The 17,323-nt window shown below is 38.7% G+C and carries 18 protein-coding genes, 3 pseudogenes and 2 other annotated features; of the genes and pseudogenes, 5 read left to right on the top strand and 16 right to left on the bottom strand.

Annotated features, from left to right (window positions below; translation table 11 throughout):
- Positions 1-37: 37 nt before the first annotated feature.
- The 3 genes and pseudogenes from pheT to ACEWFH_RS07965 form a co-directional block, all read right to left on the bottom strand.
- Positions 38-2,461, bottom strand: coding sequence for a phenylalanine--tRNA ligase subunit beta (gene pheT, locus ACEWFH_RS07975; protein WP_473726799.1), 2,424 nt, complete (start codon positions 2,459-2,461; stop codon positions 38-40).
- 18 nt (positions 2,462-2,479) lie between these two features.
- A pseudogene (gene pheS / locus ACEWFH_RS07970) lies at positions 2,480-3,513 on the bottom strand (phenylalanine--tRNA ligase subunit alpha).
- A 41-nt stretch (positions 3,514-3,554) separates the two neighbouring features.
- Positions 3,555-3,777: a binding site (T-box leader), on the bottom strand.
- 66 nt (positions 3,778-3,843) lie between these two features.
- On the bottom strand, positions 3,844-4,611 hold the full coding sequence (locus ACEWFH_RS07965; RefSeq protein ID WP_473726798.1) for a TrmH family RNA methyltransferase: 768 nt from the start codon (positions 4,609-4,611) through the stop codon (positions 3,844-3,846).
- Positions 4,612-4,717: 106 nt separating this feature from the next.
- On the opposite strand from ACEWFH_RS07965, the pseudogene sspI reads away from it, so the two are divergent.
- The 3 genes and pseudogenes from sspI (at position 4,718) to ACEWFH_RS07950 (ending at position 6,529) form a co-directional block, all read left to right on the top strand.
- Positions 4,718-4,923: pseudogene (gene sspI / locus ACEWFH_RS07960) on the top strand (small acid-soluble spore protein SspI).
- Positions 4,924-5,172: 249 nt separating this feature from the next.
- Positions 5,173-5,781, top strand: coding sequence for a DUF4062 domain-containing protein (locus ACEWFH_RS07955; RefSeq protein WP_473726797.1), 609 nt, complete (start codon positions 5,173-5,175; stop codon positions 5,779-5,781).
- A 103-nt stretch (positions 5,782-5,884) separates the two neighbouring features.
- On the top strand, positions 5,885-6,529 hold the full coding sequence (locus tag ACEWFH_RS07950; protein WP_473726796.1) for a uracil phosphoribosyltransferase: 645 nt from the start codon (positions 5,885-5,887) through the stop codon (positions 6,527-6,529).
- Positions 6,530-6,582: 53 nt separating this feature from the next.
- On the opposite strand, the gene dut is transcribed toward ACEWFH_RS07950, so the two are convergent.
- From dut to ACEWFH_RS07935, 3 genes are all read right to left on the bottom strand, one after another.
- Entirely contained in the window at positions 6,583-7,020 is a 438-nt protein-coding gene (dut, locus tag ACEWFH_RS07945) for a dUTP diphosphatase (RefSeq protein WP_473726795.1), read from the bottom strand.
- Positions 7,021-7,131: 111 nt separating this feature from the next.
- Entirely contained in the window at positions 7,132-7,455 is a 324-nt protein-coding gene (locus ACEWFH_RS07940; RefSeq protein ID WP_473726794.1) for a hypothetical protein, read from the bottom strand.
- A 32-nt stretch (positions 7,456-7,487) separates the two neighbouring features.
- Entirely contained in the window at positions 7,488-7,733 is a 246-nt protein-coding gene (locus ACEWFH_RS07935) for a hypothetical protein (RefSeq protein ID WP_473726793.1), read from the bottom strand.
- 144 nt (positions 7,734-7,877) lie between these two features.
- Here ACEWFH_RS07935 and ACEWFH_RS07930 point away from each other — a divergent pair, with 144 nt between their 5' ends.
- Both ACEWFH_RS07930 and ACEWFH_RS07925 read left to right on the top strand, forming a co-directional pair.
- The gene (locus ACEWFH_RS07930) at positions 7,878-9,218 is read left to right on the top strand and encodes a cytochrome ubiquinol oxidase subunit I (RefSeq protein WP_473726792.1); all 1,341 of its coding nucleotides are present in this window, start codon (positions 7,878-7,880) and stop codon (positions 9,216-9,218) included.
- 16 nt (positions 9,219-9,234) lie between these two features.
- Positions 9,235-10,260, top strand: a complete 1,026-nt coding sequence (locus ACEWFH_RS07925) for a cytochrome d ubiquinol oxidase subunit II (protein ID WP_473726791.1) — start codon at positions 9,235-9,237, stop codon at positions 10,258-10,260.
- 4 nt (positions 10,261-10,264) lie between these two features.
- On the opposite strand, the gene ACEWFH_RS07920 is transcribed toward ACEWFH_RS07925, so the two are convergent.
- The 10 genes and pseudogenes from ACEWFH_RS07920 to ACEWFH_RS07875 form a co-directional block, all read right to left on the bottom strand.
- A complete protein-coding gene (locus tag ACEWFH_RS07920) occupies positions 10,265-10,516 on the bottom strand; it encodes a DUF1294 domain-containing protein (protein ID WP_473726790.1) in 252 nt (83 codons plus the stop codon).
- 74 nt (positions 10,517-10,590) lie between these two features.
- Positions 10,591-10,950, bottom strand: a complete 360-nt coding sequence (rplT, locus tag ACEWFH_RS07915; protein ID WP_251311360.1) for a 50S ribosomal protein L20 — start codon at positions 10,948-10,950, stop codon at positions 10,591-10,593.
- Between the two features lie 38 nt (positions 10,951-10,988).
- On the bottom strand, positions 10,989-11,192 hold the full coding sequence (rpmI, locus tag ACEWFH_RS07910) for a 50S ribosomal protein L35 (RefSeq protein ID WP_066243622.1): 204 nt from the start codon (positions 11,190-11,192) through the stop codon (positions 10,989-10,991).
- A gap of 24 nt (positions 11,193-11,216) precedes the next feature.
- On the bottom strand, positions 11,217-11,720 hold the full coding sequence (infC, locus tag ACEWFH_RS07905) for a translation initiation factor IF-3 (RefSeq protein ID WP_473726789.1): 504 nt from the start codon (positions 11,718-11,720) through the stop codon (positions 11,217-11,219).
- 578 nt (positions 11,721-12,298) lie between these two features.
- A complete protein-coding gene (thrS, locus tag ACEWFH_RS07900; RefSeq protein ID WP_473726788.1) occupies positions 12,299-14,209 on the bottom strand; it encodes a threonine--tRNA ligase in 1,911 nt (636 codons plus the stop codon).
- A gap of 113 nt (positions 14,210-14,322) precedes the next feature.
- Positions 14,323-14,551: a binding site (T-box leader), on the bottom strand.
- Between the two features lie 21 nt (positions 14,552-14,572).
- A complete protein-coding gene (gene ytxC / locus ACEWFH_RS07895) occupies positions 14,573-15,196 on the bottom strand; it encodes a sporulation protein YtxC (RefSeq protein ID WP_473727241.1) in 624 nt (207 codons plus the stop codon).
- Positions 15,197-15,204: 8 nt separating this feature from the next.
- The gene (locus ACEWFH_RS07890) at positions 15,205-15,483 is read right to left on the bottom strand and encodes a hypothetical protein (RefSeq protein ID WP_473726787.1); all 279 of its coding nucleotides are present in this window, start codon (positions 15,481-15,483) and stop codon (positions 15,205-15,207) included.
- A 101-nt stretch (positions 15,484-15,584) separates the two neighbouring features.
- A complete protein-coding gene (locus tag ACEWFH_RS07885; RefSeq protein ID WP_473726786.1) occupies positions 15,585-16,241 on the bottom strand; it encodes an amino acid ABC transporter permease in 657 nt (218 codons plus the stop codon).
- A 19-nt stretch (positions 16,242-16,260) separates the two neighbouring features.
- A pseudogene (locus ACEWFH_RS07880) lies at positions 16,261-17,029 on the bottom strand (basic amino acid ABC transporter substrate-binding protein).
- A gap of 116 nt (positions 17,030-17,145) precedes the next feature.
- Complete coding sequence (locus ACEWFH_RS07875) at positions 17,146-17,277, bottom strand: hypothetical protein (RefSeq protein ID WP_473726785.1); 132 nt, start codon at positions 17,275-17,277, stop codon at positions 17,146-17,148.
- Positions 17,278-17,323: the final 46 nt, after the last annotated feature.

Here is a 17,323-nt window from a genome sequence, read left to right as displayed (position 1 = left end):
AACCGGCTCATCATCTGATAAGCCGGTTTTTTGCTGCTTATTTTCTTAATTGAGCGCCAAAGCGTTCTTCTAAACTCTTTAATACGCGGTCATGCGCTGTTACTACCTCTTCATCTGTAAGTGTACGTTCTGGATCGAAGTATTTTAATGAGAAAGCAAGTGACTTCTTACCTTCTTCCATCTTTTCTCCTTCATACAGATCAAAAAGGTTTACTTCTTTTAATAACTCTCCACCCGCCGCTTGTATCACAGTTGTCAGATCACCTGCTGGAAGTTCTTGATCAACTACTAAAGCAATATCCCGGGTAATAGAAGGATAACGAGGCAGAGTCTGATATACCATCTCATTTGTTTCCTTCTCTAAAAGATTTGTTGCACTCAACTCGAACACATACGTATCTTTAAGATCTAACTCTTTTTGTAGAGCAGGGTGAAGCTGACCAACAAACCCTACGGAAATACCATCGAGTTTCACAATAGCTGTTCTTCCTGGATGCATGTTCTCAATTTCTCCTGCTTCGTACGTGATGCGCTCTGAAAGATTCAGTTCACCCATTAGCCCTTCTAGAATTCCTTTTAGAACGTAAAAGTCGACTGTCTTTCTTTCACCTTGCCACAAATGTTCGTTAAATACACCGGTTACTGCTCCAGAAACAAATACGTACTCCTCTGGAAGTTCTGTCAACTCTTCCTGACGATTGATGAATACAGAGCCCATCTCATAAATAGCGAGATCTTCCATTGAACGGTTTCTGTTATATTGAAGCACTTCAAGAAGTTGTGGCAGCAAGCTCATTCTTAGCGTACTGCGCTCTTCACTCATCGGATGAGCAACGGAAATCGGATAAACTGTCTCACCACTAAAAGAAAAATGAGTGGACTTAGCTGGAGTTGTCAACGCATACGTTACAGCTTGATAAAGTCCCGCACCTTCAAGATACGTTCGGATGTCACGACGTTGTGCTTGGTTCTTCGTTAACCCGCCAGGACGTGCTTCTGATAAAAGATACGTCGTTGGAATGCGGTCATATCCGTAAATACGTCCTACTTCTTCGATCAGATCAGCTTCAATCGTAATATCTGGTCTTCTTGAAGGAACAACCACTTCGAACTGCCCATCCGTTTCTTTATATGAAAACCCTAGTCTGTCAAAGATTGCTGCTGTTTGTTCAGGCGAAATCTCTGTTCCAAGTAGAGCATTCATTCTAGAAACGTCCATCTTCACACTGTATGTGTTTACTTCGCGCTTTCCAGCTTCAACAATTCCTTCAGCTACTTTCCCTCCAGCAAGTTCAGCCATCAATCCAGCTGCTCTCATAGCTGCTGCGTATACACGGTTACGATCAATGCCTTTTTCATATCTGGAACTTGCTTCACTGCGTAAACCTAGATCTTTAGAAGCTGCTCTTACACGTGCAGAGGCAAAGTAAGCTGCTTCTAAAAGAACGTTTGTTGTATCATTTTGCACTTCACTTGTTGCTCCGCCCATCACACCAGCAACAGCAATCGGGTCTTTACCGTTTGTAATCACTAAGTGTGTGTCTTTAAGTGTACGTTCTTGATCATCGAGAGTAAGAATTTTCTCACCTTCTGCTGCACGACGAACAACAATCTCTTTAGATCCTAATCGGTTATAGTCGAAAGCATGAAGCGGCTGACCGTATTCCAGCAATACATAATTTGTAATATCAACAATGTTATTGATCGGACGAATTCCTGAAGCCATTAATCGATTCTGCATCCAAAGGGGTGAAGGACCAATCTTAACATCACGGATCATCATCGCTCCGTAATACGGATTATCTTCTAATGAATCAATATGAACGGAAATAAAGTCTTCCGCTTTTTCTTCTGTAGTTGCAATCGCTAAATTTGGAAGCTTTACTTCTTGCTCAAGGATTGCTGCAACTTCATAAGCAACACCAATCACATTTAAGCAATCAGCACGGTTTGGCGTCAGGCCAAGCTCAAGCACGTGGTCATGCAGATTTAAGTATTCTAATGCATCACTTCCTGGCTCTGCATCAGAAGGCATCACAAAGATTCCTGTTGAATATTCCTTTGGTACAAGTTTTGTGTCTACGCCTAACTCTTGAAGAGAACAAATCATACCGTGTGATTCTTCTCCGCGAAGTTTTGCTTTTTTGATTTTAAAGTTACCTGGAAGAACTGCACCTGGCACGGCTACAGCAACCTTTTGACCTTGCGCCACGTTAGGTGCACCGCAAACGATTTGAGAAACTTCCCCTTGGCCTACATCTACTTTACATACTCTAAGTTTGTCAGCATTAGGATGCTGGATACATTCTTGAACATATCCTACAACAACTCCGCTGATTCCTTTATTTAACGACTCGACCATTTCAACTTCGATACCGCTTTTTGTGATTCTATCTGCTAATTCAGACGGTGTAATTTCTATGTTTACATATTCTTTTAGCCAGTTATAAGAGATTAGCATGTAATTCCCCTCCTCAAGTTATGCATTTTTGAATTGTTTTAAAAACCGGATATCGTTCGCATAGAAATGACGAATATCATCAATTCCATATTTAAGCATCGCGATACGCTCAGGTCCCATACCAAATGCAAAACCTGTGTATTTCTTTGAATCAAACCCAGCCATCTCAAGAACGTTCGGATGAACCATACCCGCTCCTAAGATTTCAATCCAACCTGTTTGCTTACAGATCGAACAGCCTTTTCCGCTACACTTAAAGCAAGAGATATCCATTTCGACAGATGGTTCTGTAAAAGGAAAAAGCTTGGACGCAGACGAATTTTACGATCTTCGCCAAACATTTTCTTAGCAAACGTTTCAAGGACACCTTTTAAGTCACTTAATCGAACGTTTTGATCAACCACAAGTCCTTCGATCTGCATGAACTGATGGGAATGTGTTGCATCGTCGTTATCTCTGCGGTAAACCTTCCCTGGAGAGATGATTTTCACAGGTCCTTGACCTTCGTGCTTTTCCATCGTACGAGCCTGAACTGGAGACGTTTGAGTACGAAGCAAGATGTCTTCAGTAATAAAGAACGAATCCTGCATGTCGCGTGCCGGATGACCCTTTGGCAAGTTCAATGCTTCAAAGTTGTAATAGTCTGTTTCCACTTCTGGCCCTTCCGCAATAGTAAAGCCCATGCTTAGAAACAAATCTTCAATCTCTGTCACAACCGCTGTTAACGGATGCGAATTTCCTTGTTTAACAGGTCTTCCTGGTAATGAAACATCGATCGTTTCTTTCGCCAGTTTTTCTGAGATTGCCGCATTTTCCAACTCAGTCTGTTTTTTATCAAGCTCCTGCTGAATGCTGTCACGCACTTCGTTGGCATATGCTCCGATAACAGGTCGTTCTTCTGCAGATAATTTACCCATTCCTTTTAATACTTCAGTAATGGGTCCTTTCTTTCCTAAATAAGCAACTTTCACTGCTTGCAGATCTTTTAAATCTTGGCTTTCTTTGATTTGGCCAATCGCTTCTACTTTTAGAGCTTCTAAACGGTCTTTCACCGTGCAACCCCTCCTTAAAAAATATAAAAACTCCTCATCCAATAAGGGACGAGGAGTTCGCGGTACCACCCAATTTAACAATGAAAAATACACTGTTCACTTCATTTAAAATAACGGCTCTTCACCGGTCAGCCCTACTTAATCGTTCAGGTGACAACTCAGGAGTGAATTCAATAATACCTACCAAAGAAATGCTCGCAGTCCAGGACATTTCCTCCCTTTTTGGCGGAATCATTATCTACTTTTCTCCATCTTTGCTTTTCACACTATTCCTTTCATCTTTTTCATTATATATGAAAAAAATCAGCAATTGCAACGTCTCATAACAAATTACGTTCGATTTCGCTGCAATTCATACAACAGAATGCCTGTTGCGACCGATACATTTAAAGATTCAGCTTCACCGAAAATGGGTATCTTCACATTCATCGTCGATTCTTTTTGCAAAACTTCCTGCACACCAGCTCCTTCGTTTCCAACGATTAAGGCGAAACCTTCAACTTCTGGTGCTTTCCGCATATCAACAGCTTTTTGCAAAGAAGTTGAAAGAACAGTGATATTCCGCTCCTTACATTGCTCGATAATCTCTAAAAGATCTGCTTTTACAATCGGCAGATGAAAAAGAGAACCTTGAGTAGACCTAACTGTTTTGCCATTATAAAGGTCTGCGGTACCCTCACCTAAGAAGACTCCATCAAGTCCAGCACTATCCGCTGTACGAATGATTGTTCCGAGATTACCTGGGTCTTGTACACCGTCTATCAATAAGTAACGGCCATTTTCTATTATAAGTTCGGCTGACTGATCCATCATTTCACATACAGCCACAATCCCTTGTGGTTTTTCTGTTTCAGAAAGCTGTTTCATCAATTTAGCCGGAACCGACCATAGCGTAAACTTTTCTTTTAGCCAGGCTTCATTTATTTCAAAATTTTCTTCAATAATGACATGCTGCAGCTTTGCACCAGATTTTATTGCCTCTTCAATAAGATGTGGGCCTTCAATCAAATATGTGCCTGATCTTTCTCGCTCTTTTTTTGTATGCAGCTTCTTCCATTGCTTTAAAGAAGCGTTGGATTCTGATTCGATGTGCTTCATTATAAGGTGTACTCCTTTAAATCATAAATATTTAATATTTTTCCTCATAAAACTTACTCATAACGTACACAATAAAAAAGAAAAAATTAATAGAGGTGCTTATCCCATGAATCTTGATTTAAGAAAAGCTGTATTGCATAACGTTACTGGAAACAATAAAGAGCAATTACAAGATACGATTGTTGATGCAATCGAAAGTGGAGAAGAAAAATGCTTCCTGGTCTTGGCGTACTTTTTGAAGTGATCTGGAAAAATTCAGATCAGCAAAAGAAGGAAGAAATTTTAACAACTCTATCTGATGGCTTAAAGTAAAACCCGGGATTTCCGGGTTTTTTTATTTTTCACATAGATATAATTTTATTTTTTAGCATTTTAATATGTCTAATTTTATAATATACACTTATTCCTTAAACTTATACAATACCGAATTTTATCGAAAAATTTTATTTCTATTACGGTTTTATATAAAAGTTACATAAATGGAATTAATTACTTATAATTAATATAAGTTTATTTTTTCAATTTTCAACCAAAAAAAAAAATTTAATGGGGTGAATGTTCATGGTTCCTATTACTATTATGATTAGTTCCACAATTAAAGATTTACTTGGTGAAAGAGACGCAGTTAAAAAAGCCTTTTCCTCTACAGATTTTGTAGAATTAATCGGTGCAGGTAATTTAAATGACCAGTCGTTTTCTGGTAGTTCTATGCATGAAACATTAAAAATGGCTAGAGAATGTGATTTATACATATTAATCTTGGGTTCAAAATATGGAATGGAAGTGAATGGACTTTCAAAGTCAGCTACTGAGATTGAGTTTGATCAGGCTCTCCATGCAGATCCCACGAAAGTTTTACTTTTTATGAAAGAAAGCAATAAAAAAATTGATCCTAAACAGCAAGAATTTATTAGTAGAGTTTGTGATTATTACTCAGGATATTGGAGGAGCTCTTTCACTTATACGCATGAATTAGGAGAAATTGTTCAAAAGTCATTTATTAACTGGCTAAAAAACAGAGCAAGTTTGAATAGTAGTACTGATTATGTAGATCATTTTATTAGACTTGCTAAAGAAAATAAACCTGAATCAAGTGCCCGCGTATATTATAACGTAACAGAGGACAAGGTAGAAATTACTTACGATTACTTCGAAAAAAACATATTGTGATTTTTCATAAACAGGATTTATTTAGTGATTTTTGGGGCTGTTTATCAAAATTACAAGGTCAATTTGCTACTTGGACACTATCCTCTACGGAAGTTAATAAGTAATGGCAAATGTTAATGTATTAAAATCAAATTTTTTATTAGCTTTAACTACTCAAATACGAGATCAATCAGCACAGAATCAGCTACTAAGAACTACTCTGAATAAACTAGGAGAGAAAATAGGAGAAGAAATAGTTGGTGAAATGTTTACAACATCCACTAAAATTCAGACCCCTATGGATTTACCATTTGAAGGTATGCGATTTTCAATTCCAACTACTGTAGTCTTAAGTACTAGAGATGATTATAATTATTTCGGTAAAGGAATTGCTTCACATTTTGATGGTGGATTACGTGGGTATATGGATTTTGCAGGGTTACGAGGTCCTTCAACTTTACAAAGCGAGATTGCTGCCGTTGAGCTACCTAAAATCCCTAAAGGAAGATACATCGAAAATGTAATAATTGCAAAGTCAGTTCTTGCTACTGGATGTACAGCAATATCTTTAGCACAAAAAGCAATTGAAACCTATAAACCAAGGAATATAATCGTTGCCTCAGTTTTTTACTCTAACAGGGGAATAGAAGAATTAATGATGGACATTTATCCAATGCCGGTAATCTTTGTAGTTGGTGAACCAGATAAATTAAATGCTGACGGTATGCTTATACCAGGAGTTGGTGATATTGATAAGAGAATTTCATAACATTTTAATAAAAGTTGTTTTAGCCCAACATTAAATGATGGGCTAGTTTTATTTTATTTAGTTCCAGTAGATCCAAAGCCATGATTGCCTCTTTCGGATTCTGTTAATATTTGTGTTTCTTTAATACGAACCTTTAGTACCGGTGCTAATACCATTTGTGCAATTTTCATGTGCTTCTCAACTTTAAAATCTACTTTCCCATGATTTATTAATATTATTTTTATTTCTCCTCTATATCCTTCGTCAATTGTACCCGGGCTATTCAAAACAGTAACTGAATGTTTAAGAGCTAATCCACTTCTCGGTCTAATTTGCGCTTCAGTAAATTTAGGTAACTCGATTTGTATCCCAGTTGAAATCAACCCTGTCTCTCCTGGTTTAATAATCATTTCCTCTATAGAAAACAAATCCAATCCTGCATCGCCTTGATGGGCTTGGTAAGGTAATATCGCGTTATCATTGTTTAATTTTATTTTAATTTCGTACTCCATATAAGTCCTCCATTTTGTACATACTATCTCTACCTATTTCAATAGCTATTATAACTTATCTGGCACTTTATTCGTGGAAGTTTTGTTATGTTTGAACAAAAAAAGCATACCCTATGCAGGCATGCGCTGTTTTTCACGTTTTACGTGGTCTGCCTCAAAAAATTCACTCCACTTTATGACCAATTCTTTTCTTCTTAATAGATAAAACAAAACGGATAATACGATTATGATTGCAGCAGATGTTACTAATGACAGAGAAAGCAGTACGGATCCAAACGAGGAATAAAAAATAGCGATCGGTATGTTTGAAATAATACTAGCCTTCGTATACTCTCTAAAATTTGCCGAGATTTCAATCAGACAAAGACTTAAAAGATGAAAATGCATGAATGGAATCATTTTTAAAATAGCAATCTGACCTACCGAAAATGGCATTCTTTTTCCGATCCACTTTTTTTGCAGTTTTTTTACTTTTTCATCAGTTTCGGCATGCTTTTCATGCCCCAGTAAAAAAGAACACTCGACAAGGTAATACCGATGATGGAATAAAAAGTGCCCGCAACTGCTCCGAACAAAATTCCACCTGTAAGACAGATGAGACCGACAGGCAGGAAAAAGAATTGTCTGAATGCCTGTAAAAGAATAAACAGCAAAGGGGCAAAGATTCCACTAAACTTGAGTACCTCGATGTATACACTTGTATTGTCTAACACGCACTCACCCCCTTTAAGTCAGCATATGACAGAAGACGAGCTCTGTATGACAAAATGTTCGTGTGCATAATCCTCTCTATTTTTTGACACCTTAAAGATAGATTGTTTACTTACAAAGTTCTTAGTTTTTAGGAGGAATCGGGCATGGATACAGTTGTACTCGCGAGAGCCTTTTTTGGAACATCACTAGGTTTTCATATTATTTTTGCGACGCTTGGCGTTGGTATTCCTTTAATGATCGTCATCGCGGAAATCATTCATCAAGTTAAGGGAGACAACGACTACGCTATTATGGCAAAGCGTTGGACGAAAGCCTTCGCTGTTCTTTTAGGTGTTGCCATTCCATCGGGAACGATTGTCGGCGTCCAATTATCTTTGTTATGGCCAGGTTTTATGGAAATCGTAGGAAAGGTCATCTCCCTTCCCTTTCAGATTGAGATCTTTGCTTTCTTTTTAGAAGCCCTGTTTATGTCTATTTACGTTTATGCGGCTGACAGATTACCAAGGTACTTTCGCTTGATCTCGGTATTCTTTGTTGCACTAGGCGCCGTTGCGTCTGCGATCTTAATCTCTGCGGTTAACACGTGGATGAATACACCTGCTGGTTTTAAGATCAAGCCTGATGGAACGATCTATGATGTAAATCCTTGGGATGCCTTTTTTAATCCTAGCTTTTTGTCTTCCTCGTTTCATGTTGCGGTTACCGCATATATGACAGGTGCCTTTGCCGTTGCAGCAGTTGCGGCATTTAAACTATTAAAAAAACGTCCAGAACGTGAACGTGCTTATCACTTAAAAGGCTTATTCATGTCTCTTGCTGTCGCGCTTGTGATGAGTTTTGTCTCGGCAACTTCTGGGCATCATTCAGCACAGATTCTGCATCAGCATTCGCCTGAAAAACTAGCTGCAGCTGAAGGGTTGTTTGAAACACAAAGATATGCACCGCTTGCAATAGGTGGTTATACAGATCCTAAGACAGAAGAAGTTAAATACGGCATAGAAATTCCATGGGCACTCAGCTGGCTGGCTGCCGGAAAGTTTGATACGGAAGTTAAGGGACTATACGAATTTCCTCGTGAAACGTGGCCACCTTTCTATGTCCACACTCTCTTTAATTTAATGGTAGGAATCGGTACTCTTTTATTGGGACTGGCCGCATTCGCCTTATTTTATTGGTGGTTCTTTGTTAAAAAGCGAGGAAAGCCATTTCCAAAGTGGCTGCTTTGGTCGCTTGTATTTTCTGGACCTCTATCCATGCTAGGCATTGAATTCGGATGGGTGTTCAGCTGTAGCGGGAGACAGCCCTGGACGATTTATAGAGTCCAGACGACAGCAGAAGCTGCTACAAAAAATGAAGATCTTGGCATGCTCTTCCTTTTATTCTTATTTTTATATGCGCTTCTTAGCGTATTAACCGTTCTTATTTTAACGGCCTATTTCAAACGAAATCCGGTTTCAAAAGATATGGAAAAAATTCAAGGTTAGGAAGGAGGAATAAAGGATGAGCGAAGAAGTTTTAGCGATCCTGATGATGTGGACCTTTATTTTTATTTATAGCATTTTTGGTTCCATCGATTTCGGAGCTGGGTTTTGGGCGATGATCTACAACAATCATAGAACGATGGCAGGCAGGATCGCCAATCGTTTCTTATCCCCAACATGGGAAATTACCAACACGTTTCTCGTTCTTCTAGTGGTAGCGTTTGTAGGCTTCTTCCCAAAAGGAGCCTACACACTTGGAACCGTTATGCTAGTACCTGTTTCATTAATTCTCTTTTTGCTGGCCATTCGAAGTGCTTTTATGGTGTTCTCTTACTCTGTACAAGGGTATAGAAGGACGATGTTTATCATCTCAGGAATTTCTGGATTATTGATTCCTTCCTTACTCATAGCTGTTCTGCCCATTTCTCAAGGTGGATTTATCGCAGTTGATGGAGACACTCAAAGCCTTTTGTTAGGAAAATTGTTTACAAGCCCAACGCTATACCTTTATGTACTTTTCGGTTTAACTTCTGAACTTTATCTGTCATCGCTATTTTTAGCAGATTACGCACGGGTTTCGAATAGAGAGGATGCTTACAGACTGTATCGCAGCAATGCCATCATGTTAGGGCCGCTTACTTTGCTTTCTGCGCTTTTTACGCTATTGTTTATGGCACCAGAATCCCGTTGGCTGGTAGACAACCTAATGGATCAAAAAATATGGTTTATTCTATCTTTACTTTCGTTTCTAATGGCGTACGCGGCCCTTTGGTGGCCAAAACAAAACCGCCCAGGAATTGGACGGCCGCGTTTTACATTATTGGCAACTGTATTACAATACGGTCTAGCTAGTGTTGGCTATGGTTTAGCTCATCTGCCTTATATCGTATTCCCTGATTTAACGATTTATGAAGCATTTACAGCTAAAGAAACCTTTTATTCCTTAATGATTATGTATATCGTAGGTCTTGCCATCTTGGCACCAGGATTTTATATATTCTGGAGGCTATTCTTAAAAGACAAACGATACCTTCAACAGGATTAGCTTTCTATAAAAACCAGCCCGCCAAAACCGTTATCATGATACTTAAAATAGGAATACCGTATCGAAAAGATGAATGTTTCGTTTTATGACGGAACTTTTTCATAGCAAGCCACATTCCGGGTGCCCCACCTACAAATGCGATTAGCCATAATCGCGCTTCAGGTGTACGCCATTTCCCTTCTTTTGCGGATGCTTTGTCTCTTTTCATAACATAATAGGCGGCAGCGTTTAAAATGATTAGATATATGATTAGCACCTTGTTGTTTTTCCCTTCAGAATGAAAAAAGATCATCTCCATCAAATGAGGAAATGATCTTTTCTTTTTTCTAATTAAGCTTTTAGGCTTTCTTTAGCTTTTGAAGCCAATTCAGCGAAAGCTTTTTCGTCTGTGATTGCGATTTCAGAAAGCATCTTACGGTTGATGTCGATACCCGCAAGTTTAAGACCGTGCATTAAACGGCTGTAAGAAAGACCGTTTGTACGTGCAGCAGCGTTAATACGAGTGATCCAAAGCTTACGGAAGTCACGCTTCTTCTGACGACGGTCACGGTAAGCGTACATTAAAGATTTGAATACTTGTTGTTGTGCTACTTTAAATAATTTATGTTTAGAACCGAAATAGCCTTTAGCTAACTTAAGAACTTTTTTACGACGACGACGTGTTACATAGCCACCTTTTACTCTTGGCATATTAAAAACCTCCTATTTTTAAATCGATTGATAAACGATTAACGTTTTTTGTAAGTTAACAATGTGCGGATACGCTTGTAATCACCGCTGTGAACAAGTTTTGCTTTACGAAGCTTACGCTTAGCTTTTGTAGACTTGTTAGCAAACAAGTGACTAGTATAAGCGCGAGCACGCTTTAATTTACCTGATCCAGTTTTTCTAAAGCGCTTCGCAGCACCTTTATGAGTTTTCATTTTAGGCATAATGGTTATCCTCCCTGGTAAAAATTATTTTTCGGCTTTAGGTGCAAGGATAAGGAACATGCTACGACCTTCCATCTTCGGTTTTGTTTCAACCGTAGAAAGATCTTCACATTCTTTCGCTAACTTCTCCAATACCGTTTTTCCGATTTGAGAATGAGTGATTGCACGTCCACGGAAACGAATACTTGCCTTTACTTTGTCGCCTTTTTCAAGGAACTTACGGGCATTTCTAAGCTTTGTATTAAAGTCGTTTTCCTCAATTGTTGGACTTAGACGAATCTCTTTAGTCGTAATGACCTTTTGATTTTTTCGTGCTTCACGATCTTTACGCTGTTGCTCGTATTTAAACTTACCGTAGTCCATGATACGACATACTGGTGGTTTAGCAGTTGCAGCAACGAGTACAAGGTCAAGATTTGCGTTTGCAGCAAGGTCTAAAGCTTCCTGTCTTGTTTTAATGCCAAGCTGGCTTCCATCAGGACCGATTAAGCGAACCTCACGGGCACGAATACCTTCATTGACAGACATGTCCTTACTAATAGTAAGTCACCTCCAAATTTTTTCAGTGAGTGCAAATACACTCGACTTGTTATTTCTGCAAATAAAAAAGCGTCGGCGCAACGATCACCCACACATAGTAAACCGGCTATGTACACTTTGACATGCCTGAATATCCATCTACCCATCAACAGTCACTAGTGACGTCGAATCAGGTGAGAAGCGGGTGCTTCTGCTTGTTTGATGCTTTTGCTTATTTTATTAACCTTACATACTATAACATATTGGAGACATACGTGTCAAACAACGAATGTAATAACAAGCAACGAAATTAATTTTACTTCGTTTGCAGATAGAATGCAAGAGTTTTTTTGAGCGATTTAAGAGCGGTGGTCACAATTCTTGTTTTTCCCTTTGAACTTTGGGTAATTTACTGTCCGCTTTTCCTGTTTTTTTGTCCACTTTAGGGTATTTACTGTCCACTCTTTCTGTTTTACTGTTCACTTTCAGTAATTTACTGTCCACTTTGGGCATTTTACTGTCCACTTTTCATTTTCTTATAAAAAAAGACGGCCAACTTTAGCATTGGCCGCTCTCTTTAAAAACATTTATCTCTTTTCGTTAATTTGAGCTAAAATTTTGTCTCTGAAATCTTCATAAGAAACAGTCTCTGATTTTTGCTCGCCATACTTACGAACGTTTACAGCATTGTCTTCGATCTCTTTATCACCTAGAACAAGCATGTAAGGAATCTTCTTCATTTGGGCTTCACGAATCTTGTAGCCCATCTTTTCATTTCTAGTATCAATGTCCACACGAATTGCATGTTCCTTCAGATCTTCTTGAAGCTTATGAGCATACTCGTTATGAACATCGGATACAGGGATAAGTTTCACTTGAACTGGTGCTAACCATGTTGGGAATGCTCCAGCAAAGTGTTCAACCAAGATTCCTAAGAAACGGTCGATTGATCCGTAGATCGCACGGTGAATAACGACCGGACGTACCTTTTGATTGTTTTCATCTACATAAGTAAGATCGAACTTTTCTGGCATCTGGAAGTCCAGCTGGATTGTTGCACACTGATGACTTCTCTTCAAAGCATCTTTAATGTGGAAGTCAATCTTCGGTCCGTAGAACGCTCCATCTCCTTCATTTAGGTGGTAGTTCATTCCAAGATCTTCTAAAACGTTTTTCAACGCGCCCTCGGCTTGTTCCCATAAACGGTCATCACCCATAGAATCTTCTGGACGAGTAGAAAGTTCCACTGAATATTCAAAACCAAAAGTGCTGTAGATTTTGTCTACAAGTTTGAATACATTTTTGATCTCACTTTCAATCTGCCCAGGTGTTACGAAGATATGTGCATCATCTTGACAGAATGTACGAACACGAATCATACCGTTTAGAGCACCGCTATATTCATGACGGTGAACTTGACCGAACTCAGCCATACGAACAGGAAGATCTCTGTAAGAATGAAGCTTATTTTTAAAGATGAGCATGTGTCCCGGGCAGTTCATCGGTTTCATCGCAAACTTAGTATCATCCACTTCTGAGAAATACATATTTTCGTGGTAGTGATCCCAGTGTCCTGATTGCTCCCATAAACGCTGATTCATCATAAATGGAGTACGCACTTCATCATAATCCACTTGACGCTGAAGTTCGCGAGAGAAGTTCTCAAGTTCAGTACGGATTGTCTGGCCGTTCGGAAGATAGAAAGGCATACCTGGCGCCTCTTCAGAGAACATGAATAGCTCTAATTCTTTTCCTAATTTACGGTGATCACGTTTTTGAGCTTCTTCAATAAAGTGGAGATACTCATCAAGATCTTTTTGGCTTAAGAATGCAGAACCATAAATACGCTGAAGCATTTGGTTGTCACTGTCACCACGCCAGTAAGCTCCAGAGATGCTCATTAATTTATATGCTTTGATCTTTCCAGTCGAAGGAACGTGCGGCCCGCGGCAAAGGTCAAAAAACTCACCTTGCTCATAGATTGTGATCTTTTCACCTTCAGGAAGGTCACGTATCAGTTCAAGCTTTAAGTGATCATTCAATTTCTCATAAATTTCAAGAGCTTCTTCGCGACTTACTTCTTTACGCACAATAGGAAGGTTTTCGTTAACGATTTTCTTCATTTCTTTTTCAATCGCTGGAAGATCTTCTGGCGTTAAATTGTGAGACATATCTACATCGTAGTAGAAGCCGTTATCGATAACTGGTCCGATTCCTAGCTTCACGTCTGGGTAAAGACGCTTAAGAGCTTGAGCAAGCAAGTGGGCATTCGAGTGTCTTGTCATCTCAAGACCTTCTTTAGAATCCTGCATCACGATTTCAATGGAAGCATCTTCTTCAATCGGACGAGAAAAATCATATAATTGTCCGTTTACTTTTCCTGCAACTGCTTTTTTCTTTAAACTTGGACTGATACTTTCTGCCACTTGTTCAGAAGTAACGCCTTTTGGAAATTCCTTGACTGATCCGTCTGGGAACTTGATTGAAATTGACGACATATAAAACATCTCCTTTTTTAATTTAGGCACATACATTGTTGCCCTTGAAAGTCATTGATTTCCGTTACAGCAACAATCTTTTAGATCTAAAACAAAAAACACCCGTCCCTAAAAGAAGGGACGAGTGATTATCTCGTGGTTCCACCCTTGTTCCACAACAATAAATATGCTGCGGCACTCGGACAGTGTAACGGACTGCGGCCGTCAACGATTACTCTAAAAGCATTTCACCGTTGAAGTTCCAAGGTGGTAAAGCAATTTTCCGTGTTAGGAAGTTTTCAGCCAAGACTTCCTCTCTTTGAACCGTAAAAATTTGCTTCGTGTCCTTTTCAATACAGATTAAGTGATAAAATTATACATTTATTATATGCAGTCACTCTTCAAAAAGCAAGAGTGCTCTGTATGTTTATGATTTTTTTTGCGATAGTACCGCTGTTCCTTATAAGGCATCTTCTCAATAGAGCTAATTGTCACCTTTTCTTGAAATATATTTTTCACTGTTTGAAGCAGAGGATGATCGATGTCATAAGCATAGATTCTAGCAGAAGATGGTGACAATCCGATTAATGGACCTAGAAGCCTTTCGTCCAAATTCGTGACATTTGTTAACCGCAAAGCTTTTTCATGGAACATCATTAATTCTGTGTGTGACAACTGTTTTTGTTGTTCATCAAAAAGAAATACATGCTCTTTCTCAAAAATAATGATGATATCAGATTTAGAGAAAGATCTTTGTTTTGTTAAGCACGTCCGTAATTGCTCCACGAACATCTGGTATTCAAGTTCCAATTTGTATTCATCGATCGCACACTCAACAATTTTTAGCAAGGTAGCTAAGTATTCTTTCAATCTAAATTTAATAAATGATTCAAACTCTAAGAATTCGGTCTTTGCCTCTAGTATGGAGTCCCACTGCTTTCGAATTAAATCATTTAAGCTTGGTAGATGCTTCACATCAGGAATTCCTTCGATCTCTCCTAATACGATACTTTTTGTTATAGAGAATATCTCCTTTTGTTCAGCGGTATCGGTGTAAAAAAAGCATGTTCAATCATTTCCTTTAAACAAATATCTTCTACCTTATTCCGTGTAAATTCTGTTAACACATCCAATATGAACGATTTTTTCTCATGTATGTGCAGTTCAAGAATTTTTGAAGAAGTTTCAGATAATTTGGCAAAGGAAGGGTTTATTTTATGTTTTGCTGCCATCCTGATCATATTTTTCAAGACAGCTATTCCGTCTGATGGGTGTGAAAAAGCAATCGCGACCAAATAAGTCCCCCCATATAAAATCCTCAATAATACACTATATGGGACGAGGTCCTAAAACATGTTACTTACTCATGAAAAAACAACCCTGTACATAGGGTTGTTTAATCATAAACAAATTTCCGTTCAATTTTTGATAATATAAATGCCATTCCAAGGGTCAAGATTAAATACATCAACGCTGCAGTCATATAGGGTTCCCACGGCCGGTAGTATTCCCCCATCATTGCCCTCGCATAATACATTAATTCAGGCGTAGCAATAATGGAAACCAGTGATGAATCCTTAATCAGAACAATAAATTCATTCCCAAGCGGAGGAATCATCCTTCTTGAAGCTTGCGGCAGGATAACATGTTTCATCGCTTGTACATGATTCATTCCTAGAGAACGAGCAGCTTCCATCTGCCCTTTATCGATCGATTGAATACCCGCTCTGAAGATCTCCGCTATATATGCCGCCGCATTCAGTGACAGAGCTAGAACACTGGATACAAATACATTGGGCGGCTTCATAAAAATCGGCATTAGTGCTGAATGAATCAATAAGATTTGAACTAATAATGGAGTTCCTCGAAAAAAGCTGATGTACCAGACACAAGGAAGACTTATGTAAGACTGTTTCATCATTTTTCCGAGTCCAATAAATAATCCTAGAATGGTGCCAAAAAGAATGGCTAACAATGAAAGCTGGATCGTAATCCAAGTCCCTTTTAAGAACAAAGGCATATACTCTCCAATAATCTGTAAAGAGAATTCCATGTAGACCTCCTGGGCTAGTTTATTGTTTCAGTACATCTACATTCGGCTCTTCACCAAACCATTTTTTATAGATTTCAGCGTACTTACCATTATCAATCACCTTTTTCAAAGCTTTGTTAATCTCATCTTGATGATCACCGTCTTTAGGGAAGATGATTCCGTAAAATTCGCTTTCAAAACTATCTTTATCGCTGATTGTCACTAGATTTTTATCGGGATTATTCTTTTCATACTCTTGAACCACTGCATTATCCGCAACAACCGCTTCTACTTCCCCGTTCAATAAAGCTTGAATAGCGAGAGTATTGTTATCAAACTTTTTAATGTTCTCATTTTTCCCAAACATTTTTTCCAAAGCATCTTGACCGGTTGTCCCATTTTGAACACTTACTTTCTTTCCTTCAAGGTCTTTTGCACTCTTAATAGATGTTCCTTCTTTTGTTAGGATCATATTTACTGATTCAAAGTACGGTGAAGAAAAATCGTACGTTTTTTTCTTTTGTCATTAATCGTAATGGCAGAAATACCTGCAGATACTTCTTCATTTTTTAAAGCAATAAACAGAGGTTCCCACCCTGTGTTCTTGATTTCGTATTCTAATCCCGCTTCTTTCATAACAGCATCAAGCAAATCCACATCAAACCCGACGATCTTTTCCCCATCCAAGGATTCAAAAGGGCGTATGCCGCATCTGTTCCAATCGTTAATTTATCTCCCGAACCAGACGAGCAGGCTACCAGGAATGCAGCAGATAAACCGATGAGTCCCATTTTAAATCTTCGTTTCATGTTCATTATTTGTTTTCCCCTTTATTCTAAATATTCTTATATTATACACAAAATTTTAAATATAAGGAAAATTACGATAATTTTTTTAAAAAACTGCTGTTTTCGTAAATCTGTTGTTATTGGAAGTAGTTGATTTCCGTTCCAGATGCTCGCTTTCCGCGGGGCAGGCGGTGAGCCACATTCGTACGTTTCACGTATAAGTGTCTCACCTGCCCGCCTGTCCTAGCCGAGAGTCTCCCACCTTCCACTCCAATCAACTTATCAGTGAAGAAAATGAAAGAAAAACTAAACAAG

Source organism: Fictibacillus sp. EA-CB0309 (genome assembly GCF_055814265.1).
This window is presented reverse-complemented; position numbering and strand designations above follow the sequence as displayed.

Coding starts and splice junctions, on each gene's coding strand:
- ACEWFH_RS07885 (WP_473726786.1), bottom strand. CDS start 16,241: ATGGAATTCTCTTTACAGATTATTGGAGAGTATATGCCTTTGTTCTTA.
- thrS (WP_473726788.1), bottom strand. CDS start 14,209: ATGTCGTCAATTTCAATCAAGTTCCCAGACGGATCAGTCAAGGAATTT.
- infC (WP_473726789.1), bottom strand. CDS start 11,720: ATGTCTGTCAATGAAGGTATTCGTGCCCGTGAGGTTCGCTTAATCGGT.
- ACEWFH_RS07930 (WP_473726792.1), top strand. CDS start 7,878: ATGGATACAGTTGTACTCGCGAGAGCCTTTTTTGGAACATCACTAGGT.
- rplT (WP_251311360.1), bottom strand. CDS start 10,950: ATGCCAAGAGTAAAAGGTGGCTATGTAACACGTCGTCGTCGTAAAAAA.
- ACEWFH_RS07965 (WP_473726798.1), bottom strand. CDS start 4,611: ATGAAGCACATCGAATCAGAATCCAACGCTTCTTTAAAGCAATGGAAG.
- ACEWFH_RS07950 (WP_473726796.1), top strand. CDS start 5,885: ATGGCAAATGTTAATGTATTAAAATCAAATTTTTTATTAGCTTTAACT.
- dut (WP_473726795.1), bottom strand. CDS start 7,020: ATGGAGTACGAAATTAAAATAAAATTAAACAATGATAACGCGATATTA.
- rpmI (WP_066243622.1), bottom strand. CDS start 11,192: ATGCCTAAAATGAAAACTCATAAAGGTGCTGCGAAGCGCTTTAGAAAA.
- ACEWFH_RS07940 (WP_473726794.1), bottom strand. CDS start 7,455: ATGCCATTTTCGGTAGGTCAGATTGCTATTTTAAAAATGATTCCATTC.
- pheT (WP_473726799.1), bottom strand. CDS start 2,461: ATGCTAATCTCTTATAACTGGCTAAAAGAATATGTAAACATAGAAATT.
- ACEWFH_RS07955 (WP_473726797.1), top strand. CDS start 5,173: ATGGTTCCTATTACTATTATGATTAGTTCCACAATTAAAGATTTACTT.
- ACEWFH_RS07925 (WP_473726791.1), top strand. CDS start 9,235: ATGAGCGAAGAAGTTTTAGCGATCCTGATGATGTGGACCTTTATTTTT.